The organism is Flavobacterium sp. (assembly GCF_035760125.1).
Lineage (GTDB): Bacteria > Bacteroidota > Bacteroidia > Flavobacteriales > Flavobacteriaceae > Flavobacterium.
Genome location: NZ_DASTTN010000560.1, coordinates 1 through 22,317 on the forward strand (window position 1 = coordinate 1; position 22,317 = coordinate 22,317).

19 protein-coding genes and 1 tRNA gene are annotated in these 22,317 nt (G+C 33.4%); 7 read left to right on the forward strand and 13 right to left on the reverse strand.

Features of this window, described 5'->3' with window-relative positions; all coding sequences use genetic code 11:
* Positions 1-26: 26 nt before the first annotated feature.
* The 4 genes from VFS71_RS19975 (at position 27) to VFS71_RS19990 (ending at position 3,404) form a co-directional block, all read left to right on the forward strand.
* Positions 27-590 carry a YceI family protein gene (locus VFS71_RS19975; RefSeq protein WP_326403461.1) on the forward strand — a complete coding sequence of 188 codons (564 nt, stop codon included), beginning with the start codon at positions 27-29 and terminating at the stop codon, positions 588-590.
* Positions 591-597: 7 nt separating this feature from the next.
* Positions 598-2,004 (forward strand): hypothetical protein, encoded by a 1,407-nt coding sequence (locus VFS71_RS19980; protein ID WP_326403463.1) that lies wholly within the window; start codon positions 598-600, stop codon positions 2,002-2,004.
* Position 2,005: 1 nt separating this feature from the next.
* On the forward strand, positions 2,006-2,563 hold the full coding sequence (locus VFS71_RS19985) for a YceI family protein (RefSeq protein ID WP_326403466.1): 558 nt from the start codon (positions 2,006-2,008) through the stop codon (positions 2,561-2,563).
* A gap of 199 nt (positions 2,564-2,762) precedes the next feature.
* Positions 2,763-3,404, forward strand: coding sequence for an O-methyltransferase (locus tag VFS71_RS19990; RefSeq protein WP_326403468.1), 642 nt, complete (start codon positions 2,763-2,765; stop codon positions 3,402-3,404).
* A 114-nt stretch (positions 3,405-3,518) separates the two neighbouring features.
* On the opposite strand, the gene VFS71_RS19995 is transcribed toward VFS71_RS19990, so the two are convergent.
* The 7 genes from VFS71_RS19995 to VFS71_RS20025 form a co-directional block, all read right to left on the reverse strand.
* Positions 3,519-4,097, reverse strand: coding sequence for a phosphatase PAP2 family protein (locus tag VFS71_RS19995; protein WP_326403469.1), 579 nt, complete (start codon positions 4,095-4,097; stop codon positions 3,519-3,521).
* Positions 4,097-4,495, reverse strand: coding sequence for a twin-arginine translocase TatA/TatE family subunit (locus tag VFS71_RS20000; protein ID WP_326403471.1), 399 nt, complete (start codon positions 4,493-4,495; stop codon positions 4,097-4,099). The genes VFS71_RS19995 and VFS71_RS20000 overlap by 1 nt, the downstream gene beginning before the upstream one ends.
* Positions 4,496-4,653: 158 nt before the next feature.
* On the reverse strand, positions 4,654-6,897 hold the full coding sequence (locus VFS71_RS20005) for a M1 family metallopeptidase (RefSeq protein WP_326403472.1): 2,244 nt from the start codon (positions 6,895-6,897) through the stop codon (positions 4,654-4,656).
* A 66-nt stretch (positions 6,898-6,963) separates the two neighbouring features.
* A complete protein-coding gene (locus VFS71_RS20010) occupies positions 6,964-7,467 on the reverse strand; it encodes a DUF6702 family protein (RefSeq protein ID WP_326403473.1) in 504 nt (167 codons plus the stop codon).
* Positions 7,464-8,225: a hypothetical protein gene (locus VFS71_RS20015; protein WP_326403474.1), complete on the reverse strand. Its 762-nt coding sequence runs from the start codon at positions 8,223-8,225 to the stop codon at positions 7,464-7,466. Before VFS71_RS20015 ends, VFS71_RS20010 begins: the two co-directional genes overlap by 4 nt.
* Positions 8,226-8,464: 239 nt before the next feature.
* Positions 8,465-9,187: a hypothetical protein gene (locus VFS71_RS20020; protein ID WP_326403475.1), complete on the reverse strand. Its 723-nt coding sequence runs from the start codon at positions 9,185-9,187 to the stop codon at positions 8,465-8,467.
* Between the two features lie 28 nt (positions 9,188-9,215).
* Positions 9,216-9,989, reverse strand: a complete 774-nt coding sequence (locus VFS71_RS20025) for a carboxypeptidase-like regulatory domain-containing protein (protein WP_326403477.1) — start codon at positions 9,987-9,989, stop codon at positions 9,216-9,218.
* Positions 9,990-10,269: 280 nt separating this feature from the next.
* Here VFS71_RS20025 and pepE point away from each other — a divergent pair, with 280 nt between their 5' ends.
* Positions 10,270-10,977, forward strand: coding sequence for a dipeptidase PepE (gene pepE, locus VFS71_RS20030; RefSeq protein ID WP_326403479.1), 708 nt, complete (start codon positions 10,270-10,272; stop codon positions 10,975-10,977).
* Between the two features lie 97 nt (positions 10,978-11,074).
* Here the strand turns inward: pepE and gpmI are convergent, their stop codons facing one another.
* The 3 genes from gpmI to VFS71_RS20045 all read right to left on the reverse strand — a co-directional run bounded on the left by gpmI (position 11,075) and on the right by VFS71_RS20045 (position 17,762).
* Positions 11,075-12,592 (reverse strand): 2,3-bisphosphoglycerate-independent phosphoglycerate mutase, encoded by a 1,518-nt coding sequence (gene gpmI / locus VFS71_RS20035; RefSeq protein WP_326403481.1) that lies wholly within the window; start codon positions 12,590-12,592, stop codon positions 11,075-11,077.
* A 246-nt stretch (positions 12,593-12,838) separates the two neighbouring features.
* Positions 12,839-15,256: a DUF5916 domain-containing protein gene (locus VFS71_RS20040; RefSeq protein ID WP_326403483.1), complete on the reverse strand. Its 2,418-nt coding sequence runs from the start codon at positions 15,254-15,256 to the stop codon at positions 12,839-12,841.
* Between the two features lie 112 nt (positions 15,257-15,368).
* Positions 15,369-17,762 carry a DUF5916 domain-containing protein gene (locus tag VFS71_RS20045; RefSeq protein WP_326403484.1) on the reverse strand — a complete coding sequence of 798 codons (2,394 nt, stop codon included), beginning with the start codon at positions 17,760-17,762 and terminating at the stop codon, positions 15,369-15,371.
* 188 nt (positions 17,763-17,950) lie between these two features.
* On the opposite strand from VFS71_RS20045, the gene VFS71_RS20050 reads away from it, so the two are divergent.
* Positions 17,951-18,673, forward strand: a complete 723-nt coding sequence (locus tag VFS71_RS20050; RefSeq protein ID WP_326403486.1) for a murein L,D-transpeptidase catalytic domain family protein — start codon at positions 17,951-17,953, stop codon at positions 18,671-18,673.
* Here VFS71_RS20050 and VFS71_RS20055 read toward each other — a convergent pair.
* On the reverse strand, positions 18,662-20,239 hold the full coding sequence (locus VFS71_RS20055; RefSeq protein WP_326403488.1) for a L,D-transpeptidase family protein: 1,578 nt from the start codon (positions 20,237-20,239) through the stop codon (positions 18,662-18,664). The two genes, VFS71_RS20050 and VFS71_RS20055, sit on opposite strands and share 12 nt — an antisense overlap.
* Positions 20,232-20,678 (reverse strand): GNAT family N-acetyltransferase, encoded by a 447-nt coding sequence (locus VFS71_RS20060; protein ID WP_326403490.1) that lies wholly within the window; start codon positions 20,676-20,678, stop codon positions 20,232-20,234. Before VFS71_RS20060 ends, VFS71_RS20055 begins: the two co-directional genes overlap by 8 nt.
* Positions 20,679-20,814: 136 nt before the next feature.
* On the opposite strand from VFS71_RS20060, the gene VFS71_RS20065 reads away from it, so the two are divergent.
* Positions 20,815-20,890 (forward strand) — tRNA-Gly (locus tag VFS71_RS20065).
* Between the two features lie 43 nt (positions 20,891-20,933).
* Here VFS71_RS20065 and VFS71_RS20070 read toward each other — a convergent pair.
* The gene (locus VFS71_RS20070) at positions 20,934-22,190 is read right to left on the reverse strand and encodes a DUF445 domain-containing protein (protein ID WP_326403492.1); all 1,257 of its coding nucleotides are present in this window, start codon (positions 22,188-22,190) and stop codon (positions 20,934-20,936) included.
* Between the last annotated feature and the right edge of the window lie 127 nt (positions 22,191-22,317).

Here is a 22,317-nt window from a genome sequence, read left to right on the forward strand (position 1 = left end):
ATTACTAACCAATTTTTTAAAAAGCTATGAAAACAATTCTTAAAAAAATTACCGCAACATTAGCATTCTTCGCAATTGCACTAACTGCAAATGCCCAAAAAAATTATACGTTAGATGCCAAAACAAATTTCTCAGTATTCGGAACCTCAACCCTTCATGATTGGGAAATGAAATCAGCTTCAAAAACCGGAACAGCAAATTTAACCGTAGCCAACTCAAAATTAACAGCTATAACCAGCATTGACATCACCCTTCCTGTAGAGACAATAAAAAGCGAGAAAACCAAAATGGATAAAATTGCCTATGAAACATTAAAATCAGACAAAAACAAAAACATTAAATATGTTTTAAAATCAGCTGAAAAAGTAAATGAAACAACTTGGAACTTGACAGGTACTTACACTATAGCAGGTGTGAGTAAAGAACATAAAACCCAAGTTAAAACTTCAGTTACCAATGGAATTGTAAATCTACAAGGATCTAATAAAATAACATTTAAAGAATTTGGCATGAAATCCCCAACCGCTATGCTTGGCACAATAAAAACTGGAGAAGATTTGACAATAAAATTCAACATTAACTTTAAATAAAAAGATCATGAGAAAAATTATATTTTTTATAACTGGTGTATTATTCCTGAGCTCCGTTAATGCACAGGTTTCTTTTAGAAAAATGCAAAACATGATTCCACGAAGTAAAGATGGATTAAATATATTTGATGTCAAGAAGGATGACGTTGAATATGACGGTATGAGCGTAGATCTAGGTGGCGCTTTTGCTATGCAGTTCCAAGGATTAAAATCATTTAACGATCAACAAGAAGGATCTTATACGGCTCCCAACGGGGCGGTGATTTCCGGAAATGCTGGCACTACCGGTTACAGACTAAACGGTTTAGAAAATAACTTCAATTTACCGGCAGCCAACTTGACCTTTGGCGCTCAATTAGCAGATGGAGTACGTGTAAATTTAGACGTCTACCTTGCTTCAAGACATCATAACGAAACTTGGGTAAAAGGTGGTTATTTACAAATTGACAAACTAGATTTCATCAAAAAGGGATTATTGGAAGATATAATGAAATACACCAGTATAAAAATTGGTCAAATGGAGAACAATTACGGAGATTCCCACTTTAGAAGAACGGATAATGGTAATGCTCTTTTGAATCCTTTTATTGAAGCCAATATCATGGATTCTTTTCAAACCGATATGGGAATGGAAGTGTACTACCTAAGAGATGGTCTGGTAAGTATGTTGGGGGTCACAAATGGTAAATTAAACCAAGGTGTTGCTGAATTTGTACCAGGTTCTGCAACTCCAACCGCCCCGGATCCAAACACAACAGTAAGCCCGACAATTTTGGCCAAATTGGGCTATGACAAACAATTAGATGAAGATTTGAGAGTAAGAATCACTGCATCCTATAATCACAATGCCAATATGAGCTCAAACCCATGGGGTTCTGACAGAGCTGGTAGCCGTTACTTTGGAGTCATGTCGCACCAAGCTTACATGTATAATACAACTCCAATAGCAAACAACTTTGACCCAGCTTCCAATGCAACTACCGGTAGATTTAGTCCTGGATATTCAAATTGGTACACTGCATTCATGATTAACCCATTTGTCAAATACAAAGGGCTAGAATTCTTTGGAACTCTCGAATTCACAAGTGGGGGTGATCATAAAGGAAGTGATGACTCCCGCAGTGTAGATCAATACGCAGCGGATTTAGTTTACCGATTTGGAAAAACAGAACAGTTCTATATTGGTGGAAGATACAATATCGTTTCAGGAAAATTATCTAACGCTTCGGATAAAGTTAACGTGAATAGATTCGAATCAAGCTTAGGTTGGTTCATGACTAAAAATATTATTGCTAAATTAGCGTATACAAATCAAAACTATTCAGACTACTCCCAATATAGCGGAAACAGTTTAAACGATCTTTACGGAGGTAGTTTTAACGGAATTATGTTTGAAGCGGCCATCACTTTCTAATATGAAACAAAGAATATTATTTACAATTATGGGTTTAGTTCTTTTCTTTTTACTTGGAAGAGCTAAGCCCATTTCCTTATTTGACACTGACCCAAACATCATAATTATTGACAAATTGGAAATAGAAATTCTTGGAAATTCCACTGTAGGAAAATACAACTGCTCTAATGCACTTCCATACAGAGACACCATTTATTTAAACTCAAACACTAAAAACAGTTTAAAATCTGAAATCTCCATGAACAATTTTGAGTGTGGCAACAGAATTATGAACAAAGACCTTAAGACCACTGTTAAGGCAACCAAATTTCCCAAAAGTACTGTTACTATTACCAACATAAAACCTTTTGGCACCAATTACAAATGCAGTTTGAATTTTCGCATAACAGACAAAACCCTATCATACCAAAACTTAGTTTTAAAAAATACCAAAGAATCACTTGAAGGAATTGTAGCTGTAAAATTTTCAGACATTGGCCTTGAACCACCAACAAAAATGGGAGGTATCATAAAAGTAAAAGATGAATTCGTGATTCATTTTAACCTGCATAAATTATAAATTTCACTTCTTTTTTACTACTATTTCCTATGGACAGATGCCCAATTAAAATTTTTCTTTTTTATAATAGCTTCCAAAAAAAGTTTCTATTACTTTTTATTTAAACCCAAATCATTTAGTCATCCATAAAATCAAATACAACTGCTTTTTTATAAATGTTAAATGAATAACTTTGTGCCAAATTTCAACAATTCACAAAATGCATTTCATTTCCCAAGATTTAGAAGATTATATTGAACAACATTCTGAAAAAGAACCGGAATTACTGGCGGCCCTAAACAAGGAAACCTATCAAAAAATATTATTGCCTCGAATGCTAAGCGGTCATTTTCAGGGGCGTGTTTTGAGCATGCTATCCAAATTGATTCGCCCCGTAAACATTCTTGAAATTGGAACTTACACAGGCTACTCGGCTTTGTGTTTGTGTGAAGGAATGCAGGAAAACGGACAATTACACACCATTGACATCAAGGAAGAATTGGTTGATTTTCAACGCAAACACTTTAACAAATCGCCCTGGGGCAATCAAATTGTACAACATTTGGGTGAAGCCGTTGACATCATCCCAAATCTGAATTTGAAATTTGATTTGGTTTTCATAGATGCCGACAAGGAAAATTACTTGAATTATTTTGAAATGATTTTGTCAAAAATGAATAAGGGCGGCATCATTTTATCCGATAATGTATTGTGGAGTGGTAAAGTACTGGAACCAATACATCCCAATGACATCAGCACCAAAATACTCGTGGAATACAATCAATTGCTTAAAGATGATCCAAGGGTAGAAACTGTATTATTACCCATTCGTGATGGATTGACGGTTAGCCGAGTGCTTTAAATTGCAGATTCAAAAAATCCCATTCGCTAGCGAATGGGATTTTTTATATAAAGCAATTATCTCCTTTTACCTTCTCTTATCCAACAGTCTCTGACTGTCTTCTATGAGATTGTGCTATCTTCCTTCTGTCGTCTTAACTCTTCCAGTTTTTAAAGCCCATTGGTATGCTTTATACATCAGATAACCAGTGATTAGCCCGCATAAATATCCCGAAAGAATATCCAACGGATAATGTAATCCTAAATAAATGCGGCTGTAGGCAAATATGAGTGGCCAAAGAAACAGCAACCCAAAATATTTGAATTGTTTCTTAAAAATAAAATATAAAAAAGTGGCCACAGCCATGGTATTGGCAGCATGTCCCGAGAAAAAACTAAAAGAACTACGAACTTGAACAACTCTTATAACAGTGTTGATTTCGGGATTATTACAAGGTCTTAGACGTTGAAAAGTGTATTTAAAGAGATTGGTAATTTGATCTGTAGCCAACAGCAAAAAAGCAATAAAAAGCAACAAATAACCTGTTTGCTTTATGCCTATTTTTTTATAAATAAAATAAAACAACAGTAAAAAAAAGGGAATCCAATTGACTTGTTTAGTTATAATGAGCCAAAGCCCATCATAGGTCTCAGAACCTAAACCGTTGAGATAAATAAATAATTGGGTATCTAGGGCGAGTATTTTTTCAAGCATTACATTTGTCGTTTTATAGGTCCAGTCAGATCATCTAAAACGGTTGTTCCATCAGGATTTGTAGTACCACTTAGCACGCTGTCTTTTGTTTTATTAACTTCTGTACTGAATGTTTCAGTAATCCCGTTTAATGTATTAGAAGTTTCCCCCAAAAGATTTGACGTGACTTTATTTATTTCGGAATTAATGCCACCAGTTATGTCGTTCAAGGTCTTTTGGTCAAAACCATTAGCCTCAGCTCCTTTTTGAATTTCGCTTTTGATATCGTTGGTTGCGTTTTTAAGCTGTGCCATCGCTTTACCCATAGTCCTTGCTATTTCTGGCACTTTATCGGATCCAAAAAGCATCAATACGATAAACATGATAAAAACTAATTCGCCTCCTCCTATTCCAAACATAATTTTTGTATTTAATGAGCAAAGATATTAAATTTTAAAACTTTGTGTTTTAAAATTGTCATAAAAAAGATGCTAAGTTTCTAAGACTATTAAGCTTTATTCCGCTTTTTAAAATCTTAGTAACTCAGCATCTTAGTAACTTAGTCTCTTATTCTAAATTAATCAAATTTAGATTTCGTTTCCACTTTTGGCCATGAATTGTTGGTTACATCAATATCGGCAGTTTCCAGTTTTGGATCGATAAGAATTTGTTTGATAACTTTGTTAGTAGCATACACTTTCTTGGCAGTTTCATTATTTTTTCTCCAAATTTGAGCCGGATATTTGTAATTATCCATTGTTCCATCTTCATAAGTAATTTGAACAATAATAGGCATTGGCATTCCACCAGGCTTATTGAACTCTACTTCATAAAAATATTTCGGGTTTTTCAAAGCCGCTTTTTCTTCAGCAGTAAGTTTTTGATTCACATATTCTGAAAGAGTACTTACTTCTTCTATTTGCAATGGTTTCTTTGAAGCTGGATTCAATTCTGGATTATCTCCTGCTATTAAGTACACAAATGGCCCTTTATCAATTCCACTACGTCCTTTTCTAACTTTTGCATCTTTCAAAGCAACAGTTGGAGTCTCTGTTACATAATATTGTTTTACATCATTTACACCAATATCCACGAAGTCTGTAGAATAAAACCAACCTCTAAAGAACCAATCCAAATCTACTGCAGAAGCATCTTCCATCGTTCTGAAAAAATCTTCTGGAGTTGGGTGTTTGAATTTCCATCTATTGGCATATACTTTGAACGCATAATCAAACAATTCGCGCCCCATAATTGTTTCTCTAAGAATATTAAGCCCTGTTGCCGGTTTTCCGTATGCATTGTTTCCAAACTGAATGATGCTTTCAGAGTTGGACATAATAGGCTCCAACATCTTCTGATCTCCACTCATATAAGGAACAATATTCTTGGCTGGTCCACGTCTGGAAGGAAAATTAGTTCCTAATTCTTGTTCAGCCATATATTCCATAAAAGAGTTTAATCCTTCGTCCATCCAAGTCCATTGACGCTCATCAGAATTGACAATCATAGGGAAAAAGTTATGTCCCACCTCGTGAATTACCACTCCTATCATTCCGTTTTTAATTTGTTCACTCGTCACTCCTTTCTCATCTGGACGACCGAAATTCCAACAAATCATTGGATATTCCATTCCTTGATCTTCTGCCGATACAGACACTGCTTTTGGATAAGGATAATCAAAAGTATGAGAAGAATAACTTTTTAAAGTATGCGCAACCATCATTGTTGATGTTTCTCCCCAAAGCGGATTGGCTTCTTTTGGATAAAGTGATTCAGCCATAACAACTTTCCCACCCAATTGCACCGCCATTGCGTCATAAATAAATTTTCTTGAAGTCGCTATACCAAAATCCCTTACGTTTTTGGCACTGAATTTCCATGTCTTCTTTTTATCCGAAAATCCTTTTTCAGCAGCTTCGGCTTCAGCTTGCGTTACAATAACTACAGGTTTATCAAATGATTTTTGAGCCAATTGATATCTTTTTACTTGCTCCGGCGTAAACACTTCGCTTCTGTTCATTAATTCTCCAGTAGCATCTACAACATGATCCGCAGGAAGCGTAATGCTTACATCAAAATTCCCAAACGGCAAGGCAAATTCTCCGCCTCCCCAAAATTGCATATTTTGCCAACCTTCAACATCATTGTAAACCGCCATTCTTGGATAAAATTGTGCAATAACATACAGCCTGTTGCCTTCTTTTTCAAATAGTTCATAACCCGAACGACCACCATCTTGCTGATAGTTATTGATATTGTACCACCATTTTATAGAAAAAGTCATGCTAGTCCCTGGCTTCATTGGTGTAGCCAAATTGATGCGCATCATTGTTTGGTTAACAGTATAGGATAATGGATTTCCTTTAGCATCTTTTACATATTCAATGTTAAAACCGCGATCTAATCCCTCTTTCAAATATTCGTTGGCAAACTTATTTACAGGCAAAACAGCCTCTATTTTTTCATTTTCAACCAATGGAGACTGAGAGTTTTTGGCAGCTTGATTTTGATCCAATTGTACCCACAAATATTCCAGATTATCAGGTGAATTGTTATAATAAGTAATAGTTTCAGAACCGCTTAATTTAGCATTTTTATCATCCAGTTCTACATCAATCTTATAATCAGCCTGTTGTTGGTAATAAGCTGGACCTGGAGCCCCTGATGCTGTGCGAAACATATTGGGAGTTGCCAATAAATCATACATTTGGCTAAATTTATTGGTATCGTACTTACCAGGTTGCTTTACAGTTGGTGTAACTGCTTTTTCTTGTGCCAATAAAATTGTTGGAAGAATAAATAAAAATGAAAATTTTCTCATAAACTAGCGTTTAAGTTGTTTTTAGGCGGTGAAAATAACAATTTTAAACATAATTGTTGTTTCTTGTCAATATTTTAACACTTGTTTAGTAGAACTCTCGGTAAAAAGAAAACTTTTCTTAGTTGCAAATGCTGTCACATGAACTATATTTTGCTGTTCAGCAAAACAATCAATTAATACCGAATTATAGATTTCGAGAGCATTCATTTTTGAAATGTCTTTAACGTTTGAATAGCAAACCAACACATCTCCGTCCATTTCTTTACTTAAGAAATTTATGGTTTTGGTTTGTCCATTGACTTTGATAGTGAAATTTTCGGCTAAGTATTTTTTTAATAGATCTATCGATTCTGAGGTCTCTTTATCAGTTCCCAAAAAAAACTTTTTGTTGTATTTTTTCTCTAAGGTTTTATTGAGATCATCAACAAATATTCGTGAAGTAACTTGGAGCATTTTCTTTTCGGGTGCATAATTGATTTGGTAAATGGCCATGTAAAATTTATGCACATCAAAACTGCTTAACGAAAACGCAAAAACTAATAAAAGAGCAACTACTAATCCTTTTTTCATTTTTCAAAAGTAGCAATATTTTTGAACTCATTGTTTTTTGTAATTAAAAAATCCATGATTTCAAATTCTTGACTTGTGGTATTTACAAAAGTTTTGGATCTTGGGTCATTTTCGCAAAACAACAGAAACAAACCTACTTGATCTTCTTTCAATTTTAATTTATCTGTAAAAAAAGAATAACTGACACTTTGCATAGCAACAGTTGTAAAACCCACATCCGAAACCAAATCAGATTTATTGGGATTGTTTTTCAATAAATTTTTAAAAATCATTTTATAGACACGGATACAATCCATTGCATTGGGGTCTCCTGTCCCTGTAGGCATCATCAAAATATTATCAGGATTTGATTGTTGGTCATCGTAGTACTGAGTGTCCACAATTTTTTGTGTATTTCCAAATTCTGGATGTGGACCATTTTTAGCATAAACAACAACTGCCAGTAATTGATTGGCAACAGCATTAAGCTTTATTCTGTAAAAAGATGAAGAAATATCTTTTTCCGAAAGCACTACTTTTTTACTTTTAAAGCCTAAACTTGTAAACACCAAAGTATCTTTTACCTTCGCCAAAATACTGAAATATCCTTTAGTATCAATTATGGAACCCGTTTTGGCATTTATATTAAAAACCAAACCATTCTCAATAGCAACAGAATCATTTACTACTTTTCCGTGCACTGTTTTTCGAGTTAACACCTGACCAAAAGCAAGATGACAACTCAATAACAAAACCAAGACTCCTAATACATTTTTCATTTGTAATTACTTAAGGTTTAACAACTCAAAAAAAGTAGTTTCAGTATCAAAAAGACACCTTTACACCTATTTAAAATTACAACTTTATTTTAATCCTAATGACATCTATGGTTGTTATTTTTTTTATAATTTCTTCCAAAAAAGTATTTAAATTTTGGCAGTCACCTTTTTCAGGACATGATTTTTAAATCCCTCCCAGTCAACTTTCCCTAATTAAAAATAAAGTAATCCCAATTCAATTATTTTTCACTTACCCTTTTTTGATTATAAACTATAGCTAAATTTGTCATCAAAAACATGCTCATAGATTTATTTTTTAAACTTAAGGATTCAACAAATCTAGGATCTTCAACACAATAATACTGAAAACCTTTTATGAGTTCTTCGGGAATTTTTAAGGTTTTAGTATAATATTTATTTCCAAAAAGGTAATCCAATTTTTTCAATAACAATTCTTTCTTTTCTATTTCAACATTCATTTTAAGAATCTCTTTTTCTCCCGAAATAGAACTAAATAATCCTTGAATTCCTCCAGAATTAGAATATAATCTTCGCTCTTGTGGTGTAAATTTAACTTGCCCTCGCGGAATTATCCCTAAGTTTTCAGCCGTTATATTGGCATCTTTATTAATAATTACTTCATCCAATTCAACAGCGTTAAAAACCATATCCACTTCCATTATTCCTGAATTGTAATCGCGTTTATACACGTATTTTTTTAAATATTTATAATCAATCCCTGAGAAGTTCAAAATATCTCCTTCTTTTGCCAGAATTGAAAAACAACCATCTCTATCAGTTACTGCCATCATTTTATTCATACAATTGATAACACTAATCCCGTCCAATTTTTTAGTATTAGATATAACGGTTCCTGTAATGATTTTTTCCACATTTGTTTGCGCAGTCAATAACTGATTTTGACCTAACAAAACAAACAACACTATTAAACTATTTTTCACAGGAAATAAATAAAATTAAAATATAAGGCTAATGGTTCTCGACATCACTTTGTCTGTTTTTATTGAAACTGGAGGCCAGACCAACAATTAAAAACATACTCATGGTCTTGTTTTTATCTTTTAAAGACCTAGCGAAATCTTCGTCTTCTATACAATAATATTGGAAACCCTTGATGTACTCTTCGGGTATTTTTAGAGTTTCTATATAATATTTATCTTCAAATAATCCTTCCATCTTGGCCATCAAAAACTCTTTTTTCTCTACAGTAACAGCTTTTTTGAGCATTGCTGTCCTGCCATTTATAGCATTCAAAATAGGGTCAACCGCCAACAATCCGCCTAATAGTCCCAATAAATGTATTGGCTTGAAATCACCGGCTGTTTGCAATTTCCTTTCTTGAGATGTCAGTTTGACTTGATCGCGGGGAATTATTCCGAGATTCTCAGCACTTATTTCGGAGTGTTCATTAATAATCACTTCTTTCAATTCGATACTCCTCGGAGTTAAATCGGTAATAATGTTCCCCATTCTGAATTCTTGAATACTTATATATTTCCTTAAACCCTCATAATTAATGGCTGAAAAATTCAAAATATCACCCACTTTTACAAGTATCGTAAAAGCACCATATTGATCTGAAACCACCATTGTTTTGGTTGTGGCATTCGTAATATTGATCCCTTCCAACGGAATTCCATTCGAGCTTACCTGCCCCTTTATCAATTTTTCGACACCTTCTTGCGCGACAACCAAATGTGTTAAAAAAAAGAAGATAAATAAAAAAGTAAAATTATTCTTCACGAGCAATTTGGAATTGATTATAAAAAAACTAATTTTTCTCTGAACTTAAGTACTAAAAAAACAGTTCTTCTTTGGCACAAAAAAAGTTTTCATCTTTTTAGATTGAAATTAGATTGAAAAAACCTCATCTCAACTTCATTTGAAAAATGTAAAAGTATCCCAATCCCATCCAAATTAATTACTAATAAGTTGGTAAAAGTTTGTTAATTAAAATCGTCCCTCCATACATTAAAAAACAATCATTTTATACCTTTACACAGAATTTTACACAGCATATAAAATGAAAAACTGCATTATAGCAAGTACTTCAACCTTGCACGAAGGAGAATACCTTGAGTATCTACTACCAGAATTACAATCGCATTTTAAGGATTGCAACACAATTCTATTTATTCCATTTGCAAGATCAGGTGGTATTACACATGACGAATACACCGCTAAAGTCGCCACGGCTTTTGCCAAAATAAACATAGCAGTAAAAGGTATTCATGAATTTGAAAATCCAAAAGAAGCCATACAAAAAGCGGAAGGCATTTTTACTGGCGGAGGCAACACTTTCCTTCTTGTTACACAATTGTACAAAAACGACCTTATGGCAATTCTTGCGGACACTGTTAAAAGTGGAACCCCTTATTTAGGAACTAGCGCAGGAAGTAATATTTGTGGATTGACGATGCAAACGACCAACGATATGCCTATTATTTATCCGCCTAGCTTTCAAACTTTAGGATTGATTCCTTTCAATTTGAATCCTCATTATTTGGATCCAGACGACCAATCTAAGCATATGGGAGAAACGAGAGAAACGAGAATCAAAGAATTTCATGCCTTTAATAGTTTGCCTGTATTAGGATTACGAGAAGGAAGTTGGCTAGACGTAAAAGGAGAAAAAATTACCCTTAAAGGAAATTTACAAGCACGTCTTTTTAGACAAAACCAATTACCTGAAGAGTTAGCCAGCGGAAGCGATTTGAGTTTTTTAAAATAAAAACTCAAAATAAAACATTCTTGAAGCAACTTAATTTCTTAAAAACAAAAAGAGACCAATTTTAGAATTTGGTCTCTTTTTTGTTTATGATTTAATTCTACAACAACGAATGACAAGTCATTGCTGCCGGTTGATCGATTCCCATCAAAGCAAGAATTGTAGGAGCAATATCTCCTAAAACTCCATCATGAATAGTTTTTAAATCTTTGTCCACCAAAATAATCGGCACCGGATTGGTAGTATGAGCAGTGTTTGGAGAACCGTCAGGATTAATCATAGTTTCACAGTTTCCATGATCTGCAATGATGATGGTTGTATAATCATTGGCAAGAGCTGCTTCTACAACTTCTTTTACGCAAGCATCAACAGCTTCACAAGCTTTTATGGCTGCACTCATAACTCCTGTATGTCCAACCATGTCGCCATTAGCAAAGTTCAAACATACAAAATCAACTTCCCCTTTGTTTAATTCAGGAACCAAAGCATCTTTTAATTCATAAGCACTCATTTCTGGCTGTAAATCGTAAGTAGCTACTTTTGGAGAATTTCTCAATATTCTGCTTTCGCCTTCAAAAGGAGTTTCTTGACCTCCAGAAAAGAAAAATGTTACGTGAGGATATTTTTCTGTTTCGGCAATACGAATTTGTTTTTTATTGGCTTTTTCTAAAACTTCACCCAATGTTTCCGTGATGTTGTCTTTGTTGTAGACTACTTTTACATTCTCGTATGTTTCATCATAATTGGTTAGCGTAACATAATACAATTTTAATTTGTGCATGTTTTGCTCGTGGAAATCTTTTTGCGAAAGCGCTTCAGTCAATTCACGTCCTCTGTCAGTTCTGAAATTGAAGAAAATAACCACATCGTCTTCCTGGATAGTCGCAAGAGGCTTATCATTTTCGTCTACCATAACCGTTGGGGCGATGAATTCATCTGTCACATGGTTTTTGTAGCTTTCTTTTATGGTTTCATAGGCATTAGTTGAATGAGTTCCTGTTCCATTTACAACTAAATCGTAAGCCAGTTTTACTCTTTCCCAACGTTTGTCACGATCCATTGCATAATAACGTCCTACCACAGAAGCTAATTTTACAGTAGTGTTTGCAATGTAATCTTCAAGATCTTGAACATATTTTTTTCCAGATTTTGGATCTACGTCACGACCGTCCGTAAAAGCATGAACGAATACATTTTGTAATCCATAATCTTGGGTAGCATCTATTAATCCACGTAAGTGAGAAGTATGTGAGTGAACTCCTCCATCAGAAAGCAATCCTAAAAAATGTACTTTTTTATTGTTTTGTTTGGCATATTCGAAAGCATCAATAAGTACTTGTTCTTTTACCAATGTTTTGTGTTCAACAGCAAGATTGATTTTAGCCAAATCTTGGTAAACAATTCTTCCAGCCCCCAGATTCATGTGCCCTACTTCACTGTTTCCCATTTGTCCTTCAGGAAGACCAACATGTAAACCATCAGTCCTAAGTTGAGCGCTAGGGTATTTTGTATAGAGACTATTTATAAACGGAACATTTGCATTATCAATTGCAGAAACTTTCGGGTCAGGTGACTTTCCCCAACCGTCTAAAATCATTAAAATTACTTTTTTGTTCATGGTATGAAATTTTTTGCAAAGATAAAGCTTTCCAAAAAAATATAAGTTCATCAAAACTACTATTGTACATAAAAAAGAGAAGTACAACAAATACTTAAAATTGTGTTGTAAAAAGTGGCTTTTTATAAAAAAAACGCAAAAAAAATCTTCAAAAAACCTATCTGTAAAACAAGAATTTTGAGGAGAATTTTATCCTATAAAAAGATACGCCTTTTGATTGGAAAATTTATTTTGAATCAAAATAATCTAGAAAATATTTTTGACCTGATTGTAGTCTATAAAGTATTTTACGCTAATGGAAATCACATGACTTAAATCTTCATTATTTAGTATACTAGTATAGTTATTTCCAAAATCTTTATTGATTAAATTATCGTATTTCGCGGCATTACTTCGGTACAAAATAGTCAATTGACTTCCAGGCGCGAACCACCAATTGTACGACACATCCAAATTCCAAGTAATCAAATTTTGATTTTTGTTATCGGTATAGCCAGCATAAGGAGTTAGTCGTCCGTTGTCCTCTAACTCATAAAAATCCTTATTCTCGGTGTAAGACCAATAATAACGCGCCGAGAGATCAAAATTCATTTTACTGTTCAAAGAATACTTTCCGTTTATATTATTGGTATAATTGACAACATTTCGGTTCGCATAAATTATAGTATTAGGAGCCAAAGCATCGTTTTGGGAACTACTGTCAACATATCCTTTATTATTATTTTGGCGAAAAAAGTTGAATTCATAATTTAATGCCAAATGGTCATTGAAACGGTATCTTGGACTTAAATAAAAACTAAATGTTGTTCTTTTTGCTTCATTTAACACTGCAAAAGAAGGATTAAAATCAACTGCAAATTTGTTGTTGTAATTCGTAGATAACGAAAACCAGCTTCCAAAACGAGTAGGGTCAATGCTGTAACGGCCTTCGGCTCTTGGTTCATAGTAATTGTAGATTTCTACAGGGCGATATTGTAGCCCAAATCCAATATAGTGGTTCTTTTTCGTAGTGGTATTTACGTTCCAATTGATTTGGTCATCCTGTACTTTACCGGTTTCTTTCTGAAATTGAGTATACCCATTAATATTGGTATTGAATGAATTAAATAATTTGGTTGGATTAAGAATTCTGTAACTCGTAAATCCATTAAAACTGTAATAATTAGTTTCAAAAATAATTCCCAAATCGTTGTTATCGAAGTCTTTTGTTACCAAATTTCCGCCAAAATTATAACGATATTTACCACTTGTTTCCGCAAAATTCAAAGTCGTGTTGATTCCGTCTTTTTTATTTTCAATATCATTCACATAACTATATTCAAAATTTCCAGATAAATTATAAGTATTCTTGGCAGTGTTTAAATCCCAAACCAATGCCGACACATTCCCATCCCTGAAAGAGCCGTCTCTTGTTACATTTGTATTTACTAAAGACATCGAAGAATTTTTGTGAAAACGTTGGTCGAAAACCAAAACATTATAATTAGTCAGCGGTTCCACTAAAACCCTACGTGTTTCTTGAGTAATAGTATCTTTAATAGTTGCATATGTTTTTTGGGTAACAGCATTTAGATATCCAATTCCTAGACCGCCTTTTGTTCTACCCGATATTTTGGTAGCATTATAAAGATCAACCGTTGTTGGATTTTCGATTATTTCTTCATTAGTTTTCGTCTCTGGAGAATAGGAAGGTGGGCCTCCAATTCTCCTGGAATAGAAAAGATTTCCTTTGCTAAACAAATCAGTCCCTTCAGTAAAAAAGGCACGGTTTTCATTGAATTGTTGTTCGAAGGGAGACAAATTCAGAATTCGATCATCATATTTTGTTTGACCAAAATCAGGAATAAGCATCGCATCAAGAGTGAAGGCATCATTTATTCCATACTTAATATCCAAACCTCCTTTTAATTCTCCGTACGTTTTTTGGTCGGCATTCGCATAAGTATAAAAAGATGCATACGGCAAAAAGAAAAGTCTTGTAGGTGTTTTTATATTTTCAATTCCATCCACAGTCCCATTTTGTTGGGTAAATGTTCCAATTTTATTATCGATTAAATTCCACGAATATTTTTGTCGGTCTCTACGTATTTCCCTAAAAAAGTTAATGCCCCAAGTTTGTTTGCTTTCACTAGAAAATCGCAAAGCAGAATAAGGAATTCGCATTTCGACAACCCACCCGACAGAAGTAATAACCGCTTTACTATCCCAAACGGCATCCCAAGAATAATCTTCTCCATTACTGTCGGTTGCTAAACAATCGGCTTGTCCATCTGCGGCATTAACAAAAAACTGAAAATTCTGTTGTCCATCATTATAACCATTAATGAAAACACCAAAAAAATCAGCTGCTCCAAAATTATCCCTTTTGTTAATTTCCCTTAATATTTTGCTCGGCTCGTCATCATACATCAAGGCTCCAATATAAATAGCCTCGTTATCATATAAAACTCGAACTTCGGTTCTTTTATTTTCTGGAATTGCCTTACCATTATCAGGTTGAAACATAACAAAATCAGTTGCAATAGGAACCGATTGCCAAATTACATCGTCTAATTTCCCATCCAATGTTATTTTCTCACCAGTAAATTTTGTTTGCAAAGATTTCTTCTGACTATGCATCAAAGTTGAAAATAAAAGAAAACAGAAGAAATAATACTTTTTCATGAAAACAATAATTTAAATAGCTTAAGAATATTAAATCAGATTTTGAATTTAATAACTGTTGCCTCAATAGACTATTGTTTATTATTTATGTTACAGTTTTGTAGAAAAATGACTAAAATTTATTTTTTATCACATTATAGTCAATGTAATAACGAATACTAACAGAAAAAATATTAGTCAAATTACTATTGAAAATATCTGACAAATTGGTCGAAAGGTCTTTTTCCACTTGATTGGTTTCCTCCAAAGCGTAATTACGGTACAAGAGAATCATTTCACTTCCGGGAGCAAACCACCATGAGTACGATAAGTCTAAGTTCCAAGAGTTGAAATTTTTGTTTTTATTAAGGTTATAATTAGGATTTGGAGTTAAATAACCATCGTCTTGTAACGTAAAGAATTCATGATTATCTGCATAAGACCAATAGTAACGGGCATCCAGATTTAAGGCCATTTTATTAGTAATGGCAAATTTTCCAGTAAGGGTATTTTGAAGAATTTCTCTATTTCTTTCGGCAAATACAATTCCAGAATCGTCGTAACCCACACGTCCTCTGTCATTTCTTTTGGTCGTGTAGTCCAAGGCATATTCTAATGAAAATTGATTATTGAATCGGTATTTTGGATTGATATAGATTTCATAAGTTTGCCTGTTTTCTTCATCATATTTCGTAAATGAAACAGTTGCATCCAAAATAAAAGCGTGATTTCTATTTAACTCAAATCCAAAATATGAAGATACCCTTTTTGGCACATACACATAACGACCATAAACTCTGGGTTCATAAAAATCAAAAGTTTCTTTAGGTGTGTAAAATAAAGAAAATTCATAATAGTTGTTTTTCAAAGAAGATGCCCCTATGGTTGTCTTAAGATAATCGTCTTGTATTTTGCCTGTTGTATTTTGAATTTCTAAACTAGCTTCCTGAAGAACTTTAAAGGTATTAAAAACAGAAGTTGGATTCAAGATTCTATAGCTCGCATTAGCATAACCGCCATGATAGTTGGTATAATAAATCAGTCCAAGGTCATTAACATCGTAATCTTCGGAAATATATTTCCCCGAAATTTCATATCTAATTTTACCGCTTGTTTTTTCAAAATTCAAAGCAGTTTTATAGCCGTCATAATCTTCAAAAGTATTTACGCTACTATATTTAAAGTCCCCATTTAGGCTATAGCTATTTTTCCTGGTGTTCAAGTCGAATAAAAGTCCCGAAACATTGGCATCTCTAAAACTTCCATTTCTAATAGTATTAGTATTGACAAATGTTACAGATGAATTTTGATTAAAACGCTGATCCAAAACAACAATATTGTAATTGGCAAGTGGCTCAATTACTTCTTTCCTGCTGGTTGAAGCTACAGTGTCTTTTATGCTTGCGTATGTTTTTTCGGTAATGGCATTCAAAAAACCTATTCCCAAACCTTTTTTTGTACGCCCCGAAATTTTGATCGCATTGAGTAAATCAACAGTACTTGGATAATCTGTAATTTCTTCATTTTCTCCCACTGTTGGATCCGAACTCGGATACCCTCCTATTCTTCTTGAATAAAAAAGGTTTCCTTTAGAAAACAGCTCAGTTCCTTCGGTAAAAAACGGCCTATTCTCATCCAATTTTTGCTCGAATGGTTCGAGATTTAAAATGGCATTATCAAATTTAGTTTGCCCAAAATCTGGCACCAAAATAGCATCCAAAGTAAAAGCATCATTTATCCCGTACTTGATATCGAGACCTCCCTTGAATGTATTATCCGACTGGGTATCGTCTTTCTGATTGTAAAATGAAATGTAGGGAATAAAGAATAATCGAGTTGGGGTTTTGATATTTTCAATTCCCTCCAGCAATCCGTTTTGTGTAAGTTCAGCTCCAATTTTAGTATCAATTCGATTCCAAGAATACACTTGTACGTCACGCTCAATATTCCTAAGAAAATTAATACCCCAAGTTTGTTTGTTTGAATTTGGGAAACGTATAGCCGCATAAGGAATTTTCATTTCAACAACCCAACCCTTATCGGTTATCACTGCTTTACTGTCCCAAATAGCATCCCATGAGAAATCTTTGTAATCTTCTGTAGCAATGCAATCTAACTGTACCCCTGCAGCGGTTACATAAAACCTAAAATCTTGTTGCCCATCATTAAATCCATTAATAAAAATTGAAAAATAATCGGTTACCCCAAAACTATCTCTGTTGGTAATTTCCTTTTTAATTTTGCTAGGGTCTTCATCGTATAATGTTGCAGCTATATAAACCGCATCATTATCATAAACCACTTTTACTTCTGTTCTTTTATTTTCACTTATTAACTTACCATTATCTGGCTGATACATAACAAAATCTGATGCAATTTCGGCCGATTTCCATGCATCTTCTGATATTTTACCATCAATAGAAATCTTAGCTGTAATAGACTTCGTATTAAGCGTCTTTTTTTGACCGTGAAGTATATTTGTGCAAATAATTATGAAAAAAACAATGCTGTTTCTAATTATGGTCATAAAAAGATATTGATTTGTAACAAAAGTAACATAATATTTTAAAAAAAATACTAGCAAAATATTCTTTTTCTGTAAAAAAAATCGATAAAAAGTTAAAATTAACTGTCAAAATGCATTTTTATTTTGCTAAGTTGTAATTGTTTGTATATTTGTAATCCCCAAATTATTTTACAACAAAATGAAACACAATGCTTTATAAGATTTTTATCTCCACATTCTACCTATTTTTGTCTTTGTCCTTTAAAGGCAATACCACAAATATTAATAAAATAGCTACAAATAAAAAAAACACTCCTAATGTAATATCAAGTATTGACAGTAAGATTCAATTAGCTTACAATTCATTACAAGTCAATCAATTTCAATTACCCAAAGAAGAATGTTTTGCCGAAGCATTGAAAGGGTTTTATGAATTAAAAGAAAAAGGATTAATCAAAAGAGATATACTAACCTTGGTTGATTTTAGTTTATCATCGAATGCTAAGCGTCTTTGGATTATTGACCTGTCAACCAACGAGGTACTTTTTCAATCCTTAGTTGCTCACGGAAGAAATACAGGCGAGGAATTTGCAAATAATTTTTCCAACACGCCAGAATCTTTCAAAAGTAGCTTAGGCTTTTATGCCACAGGAGAAGTTTATAATGGAAAACACGGTATTTCACTAAAACTAGATGGTTTAGAAAAAGGTCTAAATGATTATGCACGCAAAAGAGCTGTTGTGATTCATGGCGCCGATTATGTTTCAGAATCCTTTATAAAAGACCACAAGCGATTAGGAAGAAGTCAAGGATGCCCTGCTGTTCCACTTGAATTCGCTTCAGAAATTATTACAATGATAAAAGGACAATCTTGTTTATATATCTATCATCCTTCCATCAATAATTTGAAACAATTCAAATTAGTTTCGTAATTGGGTATATAAATCGGCATCCAGATTGTAGATGTCATCTCTAAAAATCAATTCATTATTTTCACTCCATGCCGTCCAGTACCATTGGTAAATTGCATAGCGCTTTGTTATAACTATAAAAAGAGTTTTTTTGGTCGCAATGATAGAGTCCATTTTTTCTCTTGAATATTTTTCTGGGTTATCCAATAAAAGTTCAACCAATTCTAAAGGTTCTTCAATACGCACGCAACCTGAACTTAATGAACGGTAATTTCGCTCAAACAAATCACGATGATTTGTATCATGTAAATACACACTATACCTGTTGGGAAAATTAATTTTAACAACTCCCAGAGCATTATAATAGCCCGGCTTTTGGATATAACGATATCCTCTAGGTCGATTTTCATCCCATTTTTTCGGGTCAACTTCGTTGGTATCAGAATCGTAGATTCCAATTCCTTTGTTCTTCAGATAGTTCCTGTCTTTGATTAATTCAGGAATCATATCCTCTTTCAATATAGTTGGAGGAACAGTCCAGGTAGGATTAAAAACAACCGTTTGCAAAACTGATGTTAACACTGGTGTTCTTCTTTTATTTTTCCCCACAACAATACGCTTACTCATAGTTGCGTTTTGGTTTTCAACAACATTTAAACTGTAATTAGGAATATTAATTAGGACATAATTTTGAGCAAATGATTTCGAAAACCATCTCCAACGCTCCAGATTAACTATTATTTGATGCTTTCTCTCTTCCTTGGAAAAATTAAGCGCTTTTATCGTACTTTTACCAATTACACCATCCGAAATCAAACCATGTCGAGTTTGAAATTTCTTGACCGCTTCAAACGTTTTATCATCATACATGGAAGTAATGCTATCTTCACTGTCTAAATCTTTCCAATAGAGTAATTTCTTTTTGATATTGATTATTGCGCGATTAGCATGATTGTGTCTTACTACGTCCGTAGTGTCTATCGGTTGTGTCTTGTCTTCCGGATATTCGTTAATGAGCTCCAAAGCTTTTATTAACTTCATATAAGTCAACGCTTTTGGTTGGCATTTTTCTGTTATGCAAATAAGTGAGTCTTTTTCCAAAGCATTATTCAGAATAGATTTTGTGTCCAATTCATCAATATTCAAGTCCCAATTATTGTATAATTTTCTTGGATCAAGTTTCCCGCTATGAAGATGTGTGAGATATTTTTCAAAATTATAAGTAAGTAACAAATCATAATTCACCTGTTCTTCTTCGTCTAAATCATTGAAGTTTTTTTCGAGGTCTTCTAATTTAGAAATATTATAATCTGACGGATTCAACCCTTCGACTTCACATCTCTTTATGGTTTCAAGAATGATTTTTCTATTTTTTTCAGATTGCCATACGGTTTGATTGTCTCTGGATTTATAAAAATCCATAAGTGATTTGCTTTTAAAAGGAGTAATTAATACAGTGTCAATTTCAATAACTTCTCCTTCTTTATCAGTAGGATCAGATTTTGTAAAAGAGTCTAAATTTAAAATAGGCTCTTTTTTGCAACTTATTAAAACTGCAAAGACAATAAACAAATAAAACTTATTCATTACTTATGCTTTTTGCCATTAAATAATGCTCACCAACATCTTTTATTTCAAAAGCTGCTCCAACCTTGGTATAGCCTAATTTTTCATAAAAGCCGACAGCAGCTGTTCTTGCATTAAACCAAATTAAATCGGACTGCAGTTTTTTACAGTAAGCCTCACAATACTTAACCAGTAATTCTCCGATTCCTTTTTTTTGATGTGATTCCAAAACGGCCATTCCTCGAATTTGATATTGATTATTGGCTGCAAAGATGCTGTTATTATTTTTAAAAATAGATATAATTCCTACTAACTCATTATTTACAAAATACCCAAAATGATGTGTAGAAGGTAAATCATCACCTTCAAATTGACAAGTTTCAATTGATTTTCCTTTTCGAAGAACAGCATGTCTTACGGAATAGGTCTCTAAATCAGTAATTTTTTCGATGTTTTGCATGGTCATTTAAAAAAAATAAAAGTATAACATTTTAATTTTAAAACGGTTGTAAACAGGAATGAGAAATGTCTATTTATTTTTCAAAAAAAAATTTGCAAATAACTGTTTTTATTATTTATCTTTGCACCTCAGTAATGCGAAAGTAGCTCAGTTGGTAGAGCTCCAGCCTTCCAAGCTGGTTGTCGCGAGTTCGAGCCTCGTCTTTCGCTCCAAAAACCTCAAATGAAAATTTGAGGTTTTTTTTATTCTAAAATTTTACATTATAAAACTTTGCAACACACATTCGACTGCATAAATCAGGAGCCCCACTAAACCTCCCACAAGAGTTCCATTAATCCTTATATATTGAAGATCGCTTCCTATTTCCAATTCTAACTTTTTGGAAACCTCATCTGTATCCCAACTTTTCACGGTGGAAGATATCAAATCGACAATCATTTTTTTATTATTAATAAGAACTGACAACAAATCATTCTTGATAAAATTATTAATCTTATCTATCATCGACTGATCGTTTTGTATTCCTTTTCCAAAACCCTGAATCATATTGGCGATGCCTTTTTTTATAGTTGATTTCTCTTTTTGAGCCAAATCATTGGTGATAGCCGTTTTAATTTCCAGCCAAATACCATTAATATAATCTTGTACTTCTTTTTTGTTAGCAAAACCAAGAACTAAATCATTGACCTTTTGCTGCATTTCCGGAGATTCTTTCAGCTCTGTTACAAAACGCATTACATAGTCATTTATTCTTTTACGAATAGCACTATCCTCAAAACTGGCTTGTTCCAGAAAATCATACAATCCATTAAAAATACCTTCAGTTATTTTTTTATCAACCAAACCAAAAGACAAAAACGGGGTCGAACTCTTCACCTTTTCTTCAATCAGATGTTTATTGTTATTCAATTCAACAATAAGCGTTTTCAGAACATTGGTCACCAATTCCTCTTGCTTTTCACTTTTCGCCAATGATTCCAAACCAAGAGCAATCCATTCCCCGAAATTCACTTTACTCAATTTATCACTAAATTGTGTTTGTATAAAATGCTTTACTTCCTCATCATCGATTGTTTTCAAAGCACCTGGAATCACATTTTCTGCAATTAAATTAGCCACAAGATTCGCATTTTTCTCGTCAATCAACCAATCTGAAGCTTTTACAGCTACATTAAATTGTTCAATTTTGACTTCTAATTTCTCTCTTGTCAAAAACTCATCCGAAACAAAATTCCCTAGATTCTCTCCAATTTTATCTTTATTACTGGGAATCAAAGCCGTGTGCGGTATTGGAATCCCAAGTGGATGCCTGAACAGGGCTACGACAGCAAACCAATCAGCAATACCACCCACCATAGCCGCTTCACTCAAAGCTTTCAACCAATCAATCCTGTATACATTAGCAACCACAAAAAGAACTACAGCAAATCCCAAAAGGATCAATGCATTTCTTTTCATTCTATCCAAATCTTGCTCTTTCTTGCTGTTTTCCTGTTCTAGAAATGCATCCATAGTTAACAAATTGATTTATTAGCTAATTTAAGCATTTAAAAAACTATACTTTAAAAAATTAATTGCAAAATTCACTTATCCTTGCTATTAAGTATAAAAATTAAAACCAAGTCAACACAAAAGAAAT